Origin of the sequence: Nocardia sp. NPDC051750, assembly GCF_044453135.1 — a bacterium.
Classification (GTDB): Bacteria; Actinomycetota; Actinomycetes; order Mycobacteriales; family Mycobacteriaceae; genus Nocardia.
In genome coordinates this window covers 116952-129739 of record NZ_JBITCK010000006.1, presented here as the reverse complement: position 1 = coordinate 129739, position 12788 = coordinate 116952, and the positions used below count along the sequence as shown (strand labels likewise).

Sequence of the window (12788 nt, the reverse complement as noted above, 5' to 3'; positions counted from 1 at the left end):
CGCCGGACCCGGAGCCCGCGAGCATTGCGTTTCGGGTGCTCTCGGCGCGGACTGTGCGCAGGTCACGGCGGCGGCTCGGCCCCGTGTCGGGTGTGGCGAGCAGGAAGCGGACGTGGATGGAATTCATTGGTTGCACTGGATCGCCTTCTGGGATGTGGCGCCTCTATGTACCAGTTTGTTCCCGTCGGAATTCGGCGGCAGCACTGTCGCCGAATTCGCGCTGTGGATTCCCCGCAACCCCGACAATTGGAGGATTTCTGTGCTGCCCGATCGGTCGTATCGACAATCGGACCGGCGGTCACCGGAACGTTCACGCGGTCTCGGTGACCAGCTTGAGAAGGCAATGATAAGCAAGTTTCGGCGAAGGACGCAACGGGTATTTATTCGCTGAGTTCTGCTCGTAGGTGGTGGCGGAGAATTCTTGACGCACCTGTGACCGCACCCCGGCCGACATCCGGCAAACCTCCAGTAACCTGGCGGCCGGTCGTGCCCCCGTGCCGCCGGCGAACTGTCCGAGGTGCGCCTGGCGCGTTCCATGAGGCCTGCGACCGGCCGACGCCCGTCCCGCCCACCGTGGTCCGGTCGCCCGGCGGCGCGGTCCCGTAGCCGGGTGGATCCGCTGGTTCGCGGGTGCGGATGATCCTGATCGGCGTTGTTGTTTCGGTTCAGCGGCGATCGGACAATCGGCCGGGTCTCAGAGCTGTTCGAAGGGGATCGCCGCGGCTACGCGGGCACGCGCCGGCCGGCTTTGCCGAGTTCGCGGCCCGGGCCCCGCCTCGGGCGAAATCCCGTGCCGGGGTCAGCGCCAGTGCGCGGCGTCGGGGATGCCGGTGGTGAAGACACTGTAGAAGAACTGACCGGGGGCCAGTTCGTTCATATCGTGCCAGGCGCCCCAGGGGTCGCGCTGGTAGTAGTCGGCGAGCCCGGTTCCGTTGTCGTAGCAGACGATGCCGGTGGCGCCGAACGGGCTCCAGTAGACGGCGGTGCCGGGGCGGGGTGCTGTCAGCGGGCCGCGGAACAGGTGGTCGCAGGGGGTGATCTCGGGGTTGTAGTACGAAGGCTGGGCTGCGGCCGGTGCGAGGGCGGCACCGGAGAGCGCGGCGAGGGCGCCGATTGCCGTGATTACCGTGCGTCGGACCGTGGAACGCATATATTCTCCCCCTCCTGGGCGGGATCGGTTCTGTCACGATGTCGTCGGTGCTGCGCGTATCGTACCGGCGACCGCACCCATCCGCCGGTTATCTGGAGAAATACTGAGACTTGATTGATTCCAGAAAAGCGGTAAGCTTCCTGGCGTGACCACGACCGCGGAGTTCGAGAACATGCTGCGTGATGCCGCGCTGCGTGTGACAGCACCCCGGCTCGCGGTATTGACCGTGGTACACGACCACCCCCATTCCGATACCGACACGATCATCGGCCAGGTACGCGAAACCCTGGGCGCGGTCTCGCATCAAGCCGTGTACGACGTGCTGCGCGCACTGACCACGGCCGGCCTGCTGCGGCGGATCCAGCCCACCGGATCGGTGGCCCGCTACGAAACCCGGGTCGCCGACAACCACCACCATCTCGTCTGCCGGTCCTGCGGTGTGATCACCGATGTCGATTGCGCCGCCGGCCCCGCGCCCTGCCTGACCGCCGCCGACGACCACGGTTTCACCATCGAGGAAGCCGAGGTCATCTACTGGGGCCTGTGCCCCGCCTGTTCGTCATCTTCCAGCCCGACATGACCCCTGTTACCGGAAGGAATGCAGTGTCCGAGACCACCACAGGCCAGTGCCCGTTCGCGGCCAAACACCCCACCACGGGTGCCGGCAACCGTGACTGGTGGCCCAACCAGCTCAATCTGAAGATCCTGCGGAAGAACGCCCCCGCGTCGGACCCGATGGAACCGGACTTCGACTACGCCGCCGCCTTCAAGACCCTCGACCTGAACGAGGTCCGCAAGGACATCACCGAGGTGCTCACCACCTCGCAGGACTGGTGGCCCGCCGACTTCGGCCACTACGGCCCCCTGATGATCCGGATGGCCTGGCACAGCGCCGGCACCTACCGCACCATCGACGGCCGCGGTGGTGGCGGGGGCGGCCAGCAACGATTCGCGCCGCTGAACAGCTGGCCCGACAACGGCAACCTGGACAAGGCCCGCCGCCTGCTGTGGCCGGTCAAGAAGAAGTACGGCAAGAAGCTGTCCTGGGCCGACCTGATGATCTTCGCCGGGAACGTCGCGCTGGAGTCCATGGGCTTCCAGCCCTTCGGCTTCGCCGGCGGCCGCGCCGACGTGTGGGAACCGGACGAGGACGTCTACTGGGGCCCCGAATCGGTATGGCTGGACGACGAGCGCTACACCGGGGAACGCGATCTGGAGAACCCGCTGGGCGCCGTCCAGATGGGCCTGATCTACGTCAACCCGGAAGGCCCGAACGGTAACCCGGATCCGCTGGCCGCGGCCGTGGACATCAAGGAAACCTTCGGCCGGATGGCGATGGACCACGAGGAAACCATCGCGCTGATCGCCGGCGGCCACACCTTCGGCAAGACCCACGGTGCCGGTGACGCCGACCTGGTCGGCGCCGAGCCCGAAGCCGGGGCTATCGAGCAGCAGGGCCTGGGCTGGAAGAGCGCGTACGCCTCGGGTAAAGCCGGCGATGCCATCACCAGCGGCCTGGAGGTCACCTGGACCACCAAACCGGCCCAGTGGACCAACGATTTCTTCGAGATCCTGTTCGGCTACGAATGGGAACTCACCAAGAGCCCCGCCGGCGCCAACCAGTGGGTGGCCAAGGACGCCGAGGAGATCATCCCCGACGCGCATGATCCGGCCAAGAAGAAGAAGCCGATGATGCTCACCACCGATCTCGCGCTGCGTTTCGACCCGGAATTCGAGCCGATCTCGCGCCGGTTCCTGGAGAACCCGGACCAGTTCGCGGACGCCTTCGCCCGCGCCTGGTACAAGCTCACCCACCGCGATATGGGCCCGATCGAGCGGTACCTGGGCAACGAGGTCCCGTCCGAGGAACTGCTCTGGCAGGACCCGATCCCCGCCGTGGACTTCGAGGTGGTCGACGACGCCGATATCGCGGTCCTCAAGGAACAGGTGCTGGCCGCCGGCCTCACCGTGCCGCAGCTGGTGTCCACCGCGTGGGCGTCGGCCTCGACGTTCCGTTCCAGCGATAAGCGCGGCGGCGCCAACGGTGCCCGGATCCGGCTGGAGCCGCAGAAGAGCTGGGATGTCAACGAGCCCGAGCAGCTGGCCACGGTGCTGAACGCGCTGGAGAAGGTGCAGGAGTCGTTCAACGCCGCGCAGTCCGGTGGCAAGAAGGTCTCGCTGGCCGACCTGATCGTGATCGCCGGCGCCGCCGGTGTCGAACAGGCCGCGAAGGAAGCCGGCGTGCAGATCACCGTGCCGGTCACCCCGGGCCGCAACGACGCCCGGCAGGAGCAGACCGATATCGACTCCTTCGCCGTGCTCGAACCGCGGGCCGACGGTTTCCGCAACTACATCGGCAAGGGTCACCGGCTGCCGTCGGAGCACCTGCTGATCGACCGCGCGAACCTGCTCGGCGTCACCGCGCCGGAGCTGACCGTGCTGGTCGGCGGTCTGCGGGTGCTGGGCGCCAACTACAAGCAGTCGGCGCAGGGCGTGTTCACCGACAAGGTCGGCGTGCTGACCAACGATTTCTTCGTGAACCTGCTCGATATGGGTGTCGAGTGGAAGTCCACCGACGAGTCGCAGGAGACCTTCGAGGCGCGCGATACCGCGACCGGCGAGGTCAAATGGACCGGCACCCGCTACGACCTGCTGTTCGGCTCCAACTCCGAACTGCGCGCGGTGGCCGAGGTCTACGCGGCCGACGACGCGAAGGAGAAGTTCGTACGCGACTTCGTGTCGGCGTGGGACAAGGTGATGAACGCGGACCGGTTCGACCTGGTCTGATCCCGTTCACCCGGTACGCCGGGTAGCGGTTTCGTGTGCCCGGGCGTCAGTGCGACGCCCGGGCACACCGCTGTCCGGGGCTCCCGTCACCGGCGCCAGAACAGATGGTGGACCACACCGCTCGGGCTGGGCACCTTCTCCAGATGAAACCGGTCGAGTAGCTCCTCCGGGCGTTCCCAGAGTCGCTCACCCTCGCCGAGTTCGTTCGGTGCGACAGCGATGTGCAGGGTGTCGATCAGGTCCGCGGCCAGGAATTCGCGAACAGTGGCGACACCTCCGCCGATCCGTACGTCCTTGCCGTTCGCGGCGGCGAATGCCTGCTCCAGTACTTTTTCCGGGGTGGCGTCGAGGAAGTGGAAGGTCGTATCGCTCAGGGTGAACGCCGGCCGCGGGTGGTGGGTGAGGACGAATACCGGAGTGTGGAACGGCGGTTCCTCACCCCACCAGCCCCGCCAGTCCTCGTTCTCCCACGGTCCGCGCTGGGGCCCGAACTTGTTGCGGCCCATGATCTCCGCGCCGATGTTGTGGGTGAAATCGCGGGTGAAGTAGTCATCGAGGCCGCGGGTTCCGCCGGGGTCGGTGCGGGTCGGCCAACTGGCGGTGGCGCCGGCCCAGGTGAGCATGGTCCCCGGATCAGCATGGCCGAACGGCCGGTCGAGGGTCTGGCCGACACCGGCTCCGTAGCCGTCGCTGGAGACGGTGAAATTCTGTACACGCACGAGCTGGCTCATCGAATTCCCTTTCCGATTTCAATATGCAACCAGTTGTGGAACCTATCCTAGACTGATCTCATGACGCAATCAGTTTCACCGGCGCTGCTGCCCGTCGAACCCGGAAAGTCCGGGTGCCCCATCAACATGACCATGGAACTGCTCGGTGACCGCTGGAGCCTGATCGTGCTGCGCGACCTCATGTTCAGCCCGAACACCCACTTCCGCGAACTACTCGGCGCATCCATGGAAGGCATCGCCTCCAATATGCTCGCCGCCCGGCTCGCCAAACTCGTCGACGCCGGGCTGCTCACCCGCGACAACGACCCCAGCCACCGGCAAAAGGTCGAATACCACCTCACCGAAGCCGCGATCCAACTCGTACCGCTGATCACCGAACTGGGCGCCTGGGGTGCGCGGTGGCTGCCCACCAGCCCGGAACTCGCCATCCGCGCGCGACTCCTCGCCGAGGGCGGACCCGAACTCGGTGCCCGCTTCATGGCCGAACTCCGCGATATCCACCTCCGGCGCCTTCCCGCACCCCAGCACGGCGTGCTCGCCGAACTGACCGCGGCCTACGCCGAACTCGCCCGAGCCGAGGAAGAATCGAAACAGGGTTCCGGGGACGGGCCGCCGGCGGGAACCACTACACCGTGACAGTCGGCTTCGGTTCCCGGGCACGATGAACGCGGGGCTCCCGGCCAGTAGCGTGGCGGATATGAGCACCCCGCTTCCCGCGTTCGCCCGGCAGGTATGGAGCCTGCTCGAACCGTTACACGCACTCACCTACTTCTCCCCCGAGCCGCTCCAGGCCCTGAAAACCGCAGGCTACCGCGGGTTCTGGATGGGATACTTCGCCGGGCGTGCCGCCCCACTCGGCCCTGTGGGGCCCGAAATCGTGCAGGCGTTGTTCTACAACTTCACCATCGACCGAGTAGCGAAAGCCCTCCCCTCCGCCTGGGATTTCGCACCGCCCGCCGCAGCGCTCGCCGCCCGGGAACAGGGTGCGACCGCAGCCCTACGCCGGCAGTTCGGAGAACTCGCCGACCACCCGGACCTCGCCACCGCCGCCGAACTGGCCTCCCGGGCGGCCGCCGTGGCGCCCCTGGAGGGCCGCGCACTGTTCGCCGCCAACCGGGCCCTCCCGGAACCGACCGACCCGGTCGCCCGCCTGTGGCACGCCGCCACGCTGCTGCGTGAACATCGAGGCGACGGCCATATCGCCGCGCTGGTCGCTGCCGGTGTCGGCGGCCGGGAATCGCATGTGCTGCAGGCGCTCGCCCACGGGACCGCCCGCGATATCTACACCGTCTCCCGCGACTACGGCACCGAGGAATGGGACAACCGCCTCAACGGACTGCGGGACAAAGGCTGGGTCGACGGTGACGGGCTCAGCGAGACCGGGGCGCGGATCAAAGACGAGATCGAGGCGCGGACCGACGACCTGGCCGCCTCCGCCTACGACACGCTGACCCCGGCCGAACGCAACGAACTCGTCCGTGTCCTGCGCCCGCTGACCCACGCGGTGATCGCGGCCGGGGAAATACCCCCGGTCACCCCGATCGGGCTGGACCTCCGGGAGGCAGCCGCCCCGAACTGAACCGGACACAATCCGGTCGACGGCCGATACGACCGGCGCTACCAGACCAGGGTGAACTCGGGAACGCGGACACGGCCGAAGAACCGTTTGGCGATATCGCTGCCGTCGAAGTTGTAGCCGTTCATGAGGTCGGCGAGCTCGGTGGCCAGTTCCTGAAGTTGCGGGCTGACCCGCTCGATACCGTCCTCGATCACCCAGCCCCAGTCGCGGGGAACATTGTCGATCGTGATGTCGATACAGCCGTGATGTGGTAGATCGACCGTGATCTCGATCTGCACCGGCGCGTCACCGAGCGGATCCCGGACCGCGGGCTCACCCAGCCGGGTCTGCGGGGCGAACATGATCCGGCCCAGCGCAATATCGGCCCGGATCATCTCCGCCACCGACGGCAGATCGGCATGTTTGCCGACCCGATGATGACGATCCCCGTAGGTACGGTCACCGACCGGCGATCCGCCGCTGCGGGCCAGCATCCGATCCAGCATGCGCTGGGCCGTCGCCCGTTCGTCCGCCCCGGTATTGGGATGGTCGATGAGGGCACGCAGGCGCATGATCCGCTGGCTCGTAATGGTCGCCATAGCAGCAAAGAGTAGCGAAACCCGGACCGATCCGGCGGTTCAGTCGGGCGCGCGTCCCCCGGAACCTCCGGCGCTCGCGATCACCGAGGTCAGATGCTCGTCCGGGGTCAGTGCCTCCGACTCCGCGGACCGCACGGCCAGCGGCGAACGCGCCGCCGTCCACACCTCCAGCACGCCGAACACCGTCATTCCGCCGCCCGCGACCACGGCCAGCATCTCGATACTGCCGAACGGGGCGATCGCGATCACCACACCGGCCGCCAACGTCACCAGCCCGAACAACTCCTGTTTGCCGCGTCCGGTCACCTCGTCGTCGTCCCACACGCCCGCCACCGCGTGCGCGATCCCCCGGACCGACCACGCCAGACCCAGCCACATCGCCAGCAGCAGCGTCCAGTTACCCGCCCGGAAACACAGGGTCGCCGTCACCAGCGACACCACCGCGGCGAACAGGAGCAGCGCGCGGGGAAAACGACTCAGGTTGCTACCCAACGCCACCGCGGCCAGCGACACCGCACCGCACAGGAGCGAGAACATGAACAGGTTGCCCACCGCTCCCAGCGATTTATCGGGCCAGGTGACCGTGGCGACCCCGATCACCACCGAACAGCCCCCCATCGCCAGCACAGTTCGGCGCACTCCACGACCGAGCACCGGAGCGTCCCCCGTTTCCTCGTAGGTCGGCATAGCTGAATGATATGGGTCAGCGGCATCGATTGCCGAATGGTTGCCGTCAATGCCCGTTCACCACCGCCTGTCGACCCCGGTAGCGCCGCGGCGACACCAGCCGCGCAGTGACGTCGCGGCGAGCGGCTCCGGCACTACAGTCGCACGCAGACCTGTATCGGGGGGCACCCACCAGTCAGGAGGGCCGTCGTGACCGTTCCCGCGCTGGCATGGGGGTGCACTCTCGCCCTGATCGCCGGACTGTTGCTGTTCGACTTCTTCTTCCACGTCCGCAGCGCGCACACCCCGTCCCTCACCGAAGCCGCCGTCTGGTCCGCCGCCTATATCGGCGTCGCCGTAGCCTTCGGGTTCGCGGTCTGGGGGTTCGGCGGAACCGGCATGGGCGTCGAATACTTCGCCGGGTACATCACCGAAAAAGCGCTGTCGGTCGACAACCTCTTCGTCTTCCTCATCATCATGACAACCTTCCGGGTGCCCAGCGCCGCACAGCAGAAAGTGCTGCTGGTCGGGATCGTGTTCTCCCTGATCGTCCGCACCGGGTTCATCTTCGTCGGCGCCACCCTCATCAGCCGGTTCGCCTGGGTGTTCTATATTTTCGGGGCCGCGCTGCTGATCACCGCCGGGAACATGCTCAAACCCGAAGGCGAGGACAGTCACGCCGCCGATAATTTCGTCCTGCGGCTGGCCCGCCGGTTCCTGCGCACCAGCGACCACTACGACGGGGACAAACTGTTCACCGTTGTCGACGGCCGCCGCCATATGACACCCATGCTGCTCGCCATGGTCGCGATCGGCGGCACCGACGTCCTGTTCGCCCTCGATTCCATTCCCGCAATCTTCGGGCTCACCCAGAACGTGTTCATCGTCTTCACCGCGACCGCATTCTCCCTCCTCGGCCTGCGTCAACTGTTCTTCCTGCTCGAAGGACTGCTCGACCGCCTGATCTACCTCAGCTTCGGCCTGGCCGCGGTCCTGGCACTCATCGGAGTCAAACTCGTCCTGCACGCCCTGCACGAGAACAACGTCCCGTTCATCAACCACGGCGAACCGGTGCCGGTCACCGAGATCTCCACGGGTATGTCGCTGGCACTGATCGTGCTGATCCTGCTGGTCACCGTCGTCGCCTCACTGCTCAGCCCCGCCGGGCGCGCGCAGACCGCGATCGGCAACGCCCGGCGCCACGCCACCCGCTACCTCGACCTCGGCTACGAAGCCGACCAGAGCCTCCGCGAACGCACCTACGCCCGGATGCTGGAGGAGGAGAAAACCATCGCCGTCCTGCCGCCGAAATACCGGCGCCGCATCCGGGAAGGCGAAACGGAACTGGTCGCACTGCTCGAACGCTCGCATATCGTGCACGCCGACCGCGTCGCGCGGGTGGAAGCCGGGCTGCCGCTGCGCATGTGACCCGTCGGCAGTCCGCTAGGGCTCGTCCAGGCGGGCCACCAGCGTCTTGGGAGCTACGGCGCGGTAGGCGTCGATGACGATTTCGCCGATCTCCGACCAGTCGACCGGGACATCCAGGTAGATACCGAGCCAGCCGCGGTGGCCGACATAGGGCGGGCGGAAGAACCGGTCCGGTTCGGCCGCGACCAGCGCCTCCTGCGCTCCCGGCGGGGCGGCGCACCAGAATCCCAGCCGATCGTCGTGGTGATGATCGGAATAGGTGACGAAAGTTTTCTTCCCGCGAACGAACCAGGTGGGCTCGCCGTGGCTTAGCCGTTCGGAAGTCTCCGGCAAGGCGATACATAATTCCCGCAACCGCTCCAATGGATCTTCCGGCATGCGGTCACCGTACCGGTTCGGTTTCCGGCGAGCCTGGTACTACCGGGCATTCAGAGGTTCGATCCGCTGCCCACCGGGCCGGACCTCATGCGGGGTCCGGCCCGGTCATGGCGTGAGAGTAAGCGTGGGGTGGATCAGCCGGCCGACGCCGTCGCAGAGGTAGTCGTCTCGGGTGTTCGCTCGGCGAAGAGGTCGTCGAGCTGGCGTTCGGCCCGCTCGGCACGGATCAGCGTTTGTGTGCGGGCATGTTCGAGCGCCTGGATACGTTGCGCCGCCTCTGTTCGGTCTTTCTCCAGCCGGTCCGCGGCTTCGGCGCGGACGGACGCGAGCTCGTCGGCGGCGTGGAGCCGGTATTCGGCGAGTTCTTTGCGGACGGTGTCGGACTCGGCTCGCGCTCGCTGCAACTCCGCGCGCATCTCCTGGGCCGCCTCGGCGCGTTCCGCGGCGGACTGTTCGGCGCGTTCGAGGGCCCGTTCGATATCGGCGGCGCGCTGAACGGCCATATCACGTTCCGCTGTTGCCGCGGACTCCCGTTGCGCGTATTCCCGGCGCAACCGTTCCGTGTCGGCGTCGGCGGCCTGCTGTGCGCGGGTGATCTCCGCGGCGCACTGTTCCCTGATCCGCGTGATCTCCGCGGCGGTTTCGTTCTGGACATCGCGGATCTTCGCGTCGGCCGCGCTGTGGGCGGCGAAGACATCCTCGGCTGCGCGGGTGGTGACATTTTCGATTTCGCGCAGCACCTCCTCGCGCGCCCGGAGTGCCTCGGCCGTCCGTGCCTCGGCGGCAGCGATCCGGGATTCCGCGGTCTCGGCGGTCAGCGCCGCGTCCTCCGCCGCTTCCTCGGCGTGCTTCCGCGCCTCGTGTGCCTCGCGGCGTGCCTGTTCGGCCGCGGCCGCGGCCATTTCGGCTTCCGCTATGCGGCGGGAGGCGTCGGCCTGGACGGCCTGAACCTGTGCTTCGGCGGCCGAGGGGTCGGCGAGGGTGGACATTTCGGTGACCGCGGCGGTCAGGGTGGTGCCGAGTTGGTCGGCGAGAGTGCGGAACTGGGCGAGCAGTTCGTCGGCGCGGAGCCGGGCGGTAGTTACGGGGCCGGGGTTCGTCACAGTGACGTTCTCTGCCGGGGCGGAGGACTCCTGTTGGAGGCGTTGCCTTTCGCGCCACGCGCGCCAGCGGGTGTGGTCGGGAAGATCGCAGTACTCGGCGGGCCGGCCGGGTCCGGTGGGGCGTGCGAGGGGGCGGGTGCAGCCGGGGTAGTTGCAGACTGTTGGCACCGTGGAATCGTAGCGTTGTTTCGTTGTGTCGCTACGTATTTATACGAAACGAAATCGGAAGTGTCGCCTGGAGTGGCTTCGGTATGGCCTCAGTTCTGACCACCGATAAGTGAACATTATCGGCGGTCAGCCACGTAGAGTGTCAGGAGAGATGTTCCGGAACAATACGTTTCGTTACGTCACCCGCAACCAAACGTATTTTGTGACTCAATTACCGAGGAGACGCCCAGTGGCCGACCACGCCGTGGACCTACCCGACACCGTCCGCACCGAACTACGTCGCGGCGTCACCAGCGTCCTCGTCGACACCGCCGCCCTGCGCAGCGTGCGCGAACGGTTCGACAGCGAACAAGCCACCGCACTCGGCCGCTACCTCACCGCCTCCCAATCACCCAACACACTGCGCGCCTACCGCACCGACTGGATCGCCTGGACGGCCTGGTGCGCGAGCGAAAACCGCCAGGCGCTCCCCGCCGACCCACTCGACGTCGCCGTCTACCTCGCCGCCGCCGCCGACACCCGCCGCGCCGACGGCCGGCACGCATACAGCCCAGCCACCCTCGAACGAAAATCTGCGGCCATCGCCGCAGTCCACGCCGCCAACGGATTCCCCGCACCCACCCGCAGCGACGTCGTCCGGCTGACCCTGCGCGGTATCCGCCGCACCCGTCGCACCCGCCCCGACCGCAAACGGCCGATCCTGCTGCACACCCTCGGCGAACTCCTCACCGGCCTACCCGAACCCGGCTGGCCCGGCGAACCCGCCCGCCGCCGCGACACCCTGCTCCTACTCCTCGGCTTCGCCGGAGCGCTGCGCCGCAGCGAACTCGCCGGACTGCGCATCGCCGATATCCACTTCGGCACCGACCACGGCACCGGCGAACCGCTCCTGCTGATCCACCTGCCCACCACCAAAACCGACCCCACCGGCATCACCGAACAACACGTCGCCCTCCCCCGCGGCCGGCAGGCGCATACCTGCCCCGTCTGTGCCTGCGCCGAATGGCTGCGACTCCTGGCTGTACACACCGAGAACCCGCGAAACGTCCCGGCCTGGATCGACGGACAGTCCGGCGGCGACACCCACATCCACCGCTGCCACGGCTACCACCCCGACCCGCGACTTGCCCCCGAACAACCCCTGTTCCCCGCGATCAACCGGCACGGCGGTCTCGGCGGAACCGCCCTCTCCGGGCGCGCCGTCGCCGAAATCGTCAAACGCTACGCCGCCCGCGCCGGACTCGACCCCGCCCTCTTCTCCGGCCATTCCCTGCGCGCCGGATTTGCCACCCAGGCCGCACTCGGCGGCGCCGCCGACCGGGAAATCATGCGCCAGGGCCGATGGAGCAACCCGCGCACCGTCCACCGCTACATCAGAACGTCCGACCCCCTCGCCGACAACGCCGTCACCAAACTGGGGCTCTGAAGCGATCGCGCGATGAATTGCCGTGGCGTGCGGTGCCTTCGGTCCTGCGATCCGGCGAACAGGACTTCGCCATCTATTGTGACGCCGGAACCCACTGTCTACTATCATCTGTAGTAGACAGTGGGAGGGTTACGGCATGCACACCATCACAGTCGAGCGGACTATCCCCGCACCGATCGACAAGGTCTTCGACTGGTTCGCCGATTCGCGCAATTACGCCCGATCACCGTTCGTACTGCGCAACCGCTGGGCCCGGCCGGGTGACGCCGCACCGTACGGCATCGGCGCCGTCCGGGTTCACCTCTGGGTGATCGGATGGTTCCGCGAACGCATCACCGCATACAACGCACCGCACAGCTTCGAGTATCTCGTCGAGCGCAGCGTTCCTCCCGCCCGCCACGGCGGCGGCAGCATGACCTTCACCGAAGTGCCCGGCGGCACGCGAGTCGTCTGGAGTACGGCCTCCGAACTGCCGCTGCCCTTCGCGGCCCTGAGAACCGCCGCGATGAAGCTCTTCGGGCCGGTGATCGCCAAGGCCTTCGACACCATCCTCGATACCGCCGCAGCCGCAGTCGGCTCATGACGGTGCGGTCTCGATCCGGCATCGCCCGGCATCGGGGGCGAACACATCGGCCGCCGTCGCGCCGCGGTCACGTCCGATAACCGCGAGCGGCGCTCCGACCAGCGCATATCCCGCGGATTCCGGGTGAAATCGGAGGGGTCCGCGGGAGCCGGACTGTGCGAGGATATTGAGCGCTCCACGAGTCAGTCCGTTTCAAACCCACTTTGGAAGG

General features: G+C 67.3%; 13 protein-coding genes. 7 read left to right on the top strand and 6 right to left on the bottom strand.

The features are described from left to right. Nucleotides 1-799 precede the first annotated feature (799 nt). The gene (locus ACIA75_RS25490; RefSeq protein WP_397108203.1) at nt 800-1150 is read right to left on the bottom strand and encodes a hypothetical protein; all 351 of its coding nucleotides are present in this window, start codon (nt 1148-1150) and stop codon (nt 800-802) included. Nucleotides 1151-1322: 172 nt separating this feature from the next. On the opposite strand from ACIA75_RS25490, the gene ACIA75_RS25485 reads away from it, so the two are divergent. Further along, nucleotides 1323-1730 carry a Fur family transcriptional regulator gene (locus ACIA75_RS25485; RefSeq protein WP_397109076.1) on the top strand — a complete coding sequence of 136 codons (408 nt, stop codon included), beginning with the start codon at nt 1323-1325 and terminating at the stop codon, nt 1728-1730. After that, on the top strand, nt 1727-3937 hold the full coding sequence (gene katG, locus ACIA75_RS25480; protein ID WP_397109074.1) for a catalase/peroxidase HPI: 2211 nt from the start codon (nt 1727-1729) through the stop codon (nt 3935-3937). The genes ACIA75_RS25485 and katG overlap by 4 nt, the downstream gene beginning before the upstream one ends. An 86-nt stretch (nt 3938-4023) precedes the next feature. Here katG and ACIA75_RS25475 read toward each other — a convergent pair whose 3' ends face one another. Continuing rightward, on the bottom strand, nt 4024-4668 hold the full coding sequence (locus tag ACIA75_RS25475) for a dihydrofolate reductase family protein (protein WP_397108201.1): 645 nt from the start codon (nt 4666-4668) through the stop codon (nt 4024-4026). A gap of 60 nt (nt 4669-4728) precedes the next feature. On the opposite strand from ACIA75_RS25475, the gene ACIA75_RS25470 reads away from it, so the two are divergent. Both ACIA75_RS25470 and ACIA75_RS25465 read left to right on the top strand, forming a co-directional pair. Further along, on the top strand, nt 4729-5304 hold the full coding sequence (locus tag ACIA75_RS25470) for a winged helix-turn-helix transcriptional regulator (RefSeq protein WP_397108199.1): 576 nt from the start codon (nt 4729-4731) through the stop codon (nt 5302-5304). A 61-nt stretch (nt 5305-5365) separates the two neighbouring features. Beyond that, the gene (locus tag ACIA75_RS25465) at nt 5366-6247 is read left to right on the top strand and encodes a hypothetical protein (protein ID WP_397108197.1); all 882 of its coding nucleotides are present in this window, start codon (nt 5366-5368) and stop codon (nt 6245-6247) included. 38 nt (nt 6248-6285) lie between these two features. Here the strand turns inward: ACIA75_RS25465 and ACIA75_RS25460 are convergent, their stop codons facing one another. Further along, a complete protein-coding gene (locus tag ACIA75_RS25460; RefSeq protein WP_397108195.1) occupies nt 6286-6825 on the bottom strand; it encodes a hypothetical protein in 540 nt (179 codons plus the stop codon). A 39-nt stretch (nt 6826-6864) separates the two neighbouring features. Beyond that, on the bottom strand, nt 6865-7512 hold the full coding sequence (locus ACIA75_RS25455; protein ID WP_397108193.1) for an HdeD family acid-resistance protein: 648 nt from the start codon (nt 7510-7512) through the stop codon (nt 6865-6867). Between the two features lie 189 nt (nt 7513-7701). Here ACIA75_RS25455 and ACIA75_RS25450 point away from each other — a divergent pair, with 189 nt between their 5' ends. Next, nucleotides 7702-8919: a TerC family protein gene (locus ACIA75_RS25450; RefSeq protein WP_397108191.1), complete on the top strand. Its 1218-nt coding sequence runs from the start codon at nt 7702-7704 to the stop codon at nt 8917-8919. Between the two features lie 15 nt (nt 8920-8934). Here ACIA75_RS25450 and ACIA75_RS25445 read toward each other — a convergent pair whose 3' ends face one another. Together ACIA75_RS25445 and ACIA75_RS25440 are read right to left on the bottom strand one after the other, a co-directional pair. Next, a complete protein-coding gene (locus ACIA75_RS25445) occupies nt 8935-9297 on the bottom strand; it encodes an MmcQ/YjbR family DNA-binding protein (protein WP_397108189.1) in 363 nt (120 codons plus the stop codon). Nucleotides 9298-9431: 134 nt separating this feature from the next. Then, nucleotides 9432-10568: a hypothetical protein gene (locus ACIA75_RS25440; protein WP_397108187.1), complete on the bottom strand. Its 1137-nt coding sequence runs from the start codon at nt 10566-10568 to the stop codon at nt 9432-9434. 229 nt (nt 10569-10797) lie between these two features. On the opposite strand from ACIA75_RS25440, the gene ACIA75_RS25435 reads away from it, so the two are divergent. Beyond that, complete coding sequence (locus ACIA75_RS25435) at nt 10798-11994, top strand: tyrosine-type recombinase/integrase (protein WP_397108185.1); 1197 nt, start codon at nt 10798-10800, stop codon at nt 11992-11994. Between the two features lie 136 nt (nt 11995-12130). Then, entirely contained in the window at nt 12131-12577 is a 447-nt protein-coding gene (locus tag ACIA75_RS25430) for an SRPBCC family protein (RefSeq protein WP_397108183.1), read from the top strand. The last annotated feature ends 211 nt before the right edge of the window (nt 12578-12788 follow it).

Coding starts and splice junctions, on each gene's coding strand:
- ACIA75_RS25490 (WP_397108203.1), bottom strand. CDS start 1,150: ATGCGTTCCACGGTCCGACGCACGGTAATCACGGCAATCGGCGCCCTC.
- ACIA75_RS25485 (WP_397109076.1), top strand. CDS start 1,323: ATGCTGCGTGATGCCGCGCTGCGTGTGACAGCACCCCGGCTCGCGGTA.
- katG (WP_397109074.1), top strand. CDS start 1,727: ATGACCCCTGTTACCGGAAGGAATGCAGTGTCCGAGACCACCACAGGC.
- ACIA75_RS25475 (WP_397108201.1), bottom strand. CDS start 4,668: ATGAGCCAGCTCGTGCGTGTACAGAATTTCACCGTCTCCAGCGACGGC.
- ACIA75_RS25470 (WP_397108199.1), top strand. CDS start 4,729: ATGACGCAATCAGTTTCACCGGCGCTGCTGCCCGTCGAACCCGGAAAG.
- ACIA75_RS25465 (WP_397108197.1), top strand. CDS start 5,366: ATGAGCACCCCGCTTCCCGCGTTCGCCCGGCAGGTATGGAGCCTGCTC.
- ACIA75_RS25460 (WP_397108195.1), bottom strand. CDS start 6,825: ATGGCGACCATTACGAGCCAGCGGATCATGCGCCTGCGTGCCCTCATC.
- ACIA75_RS25455 (WP_397108193.1), bottom strand. CDS start 7,512: ATGCCGACCTACGAGGAAACGGGGGACGCTCCGGTGCTCGGTCGTGGA.
- ACIA75_RS25445 (WP_397108189.1), bottom strand. CDS start 9,297: ATGCCGGAAGATCCATTGGAGCGGTTGCGGGAATTATGTATCGCCTTG.
- ACIA75_RS25430 (WP_397108183.1), top strand. CDS start 12,131: ATGCACACCATCACAGTCGAGCGGACTATCCCCGCACCGATCGACAAG.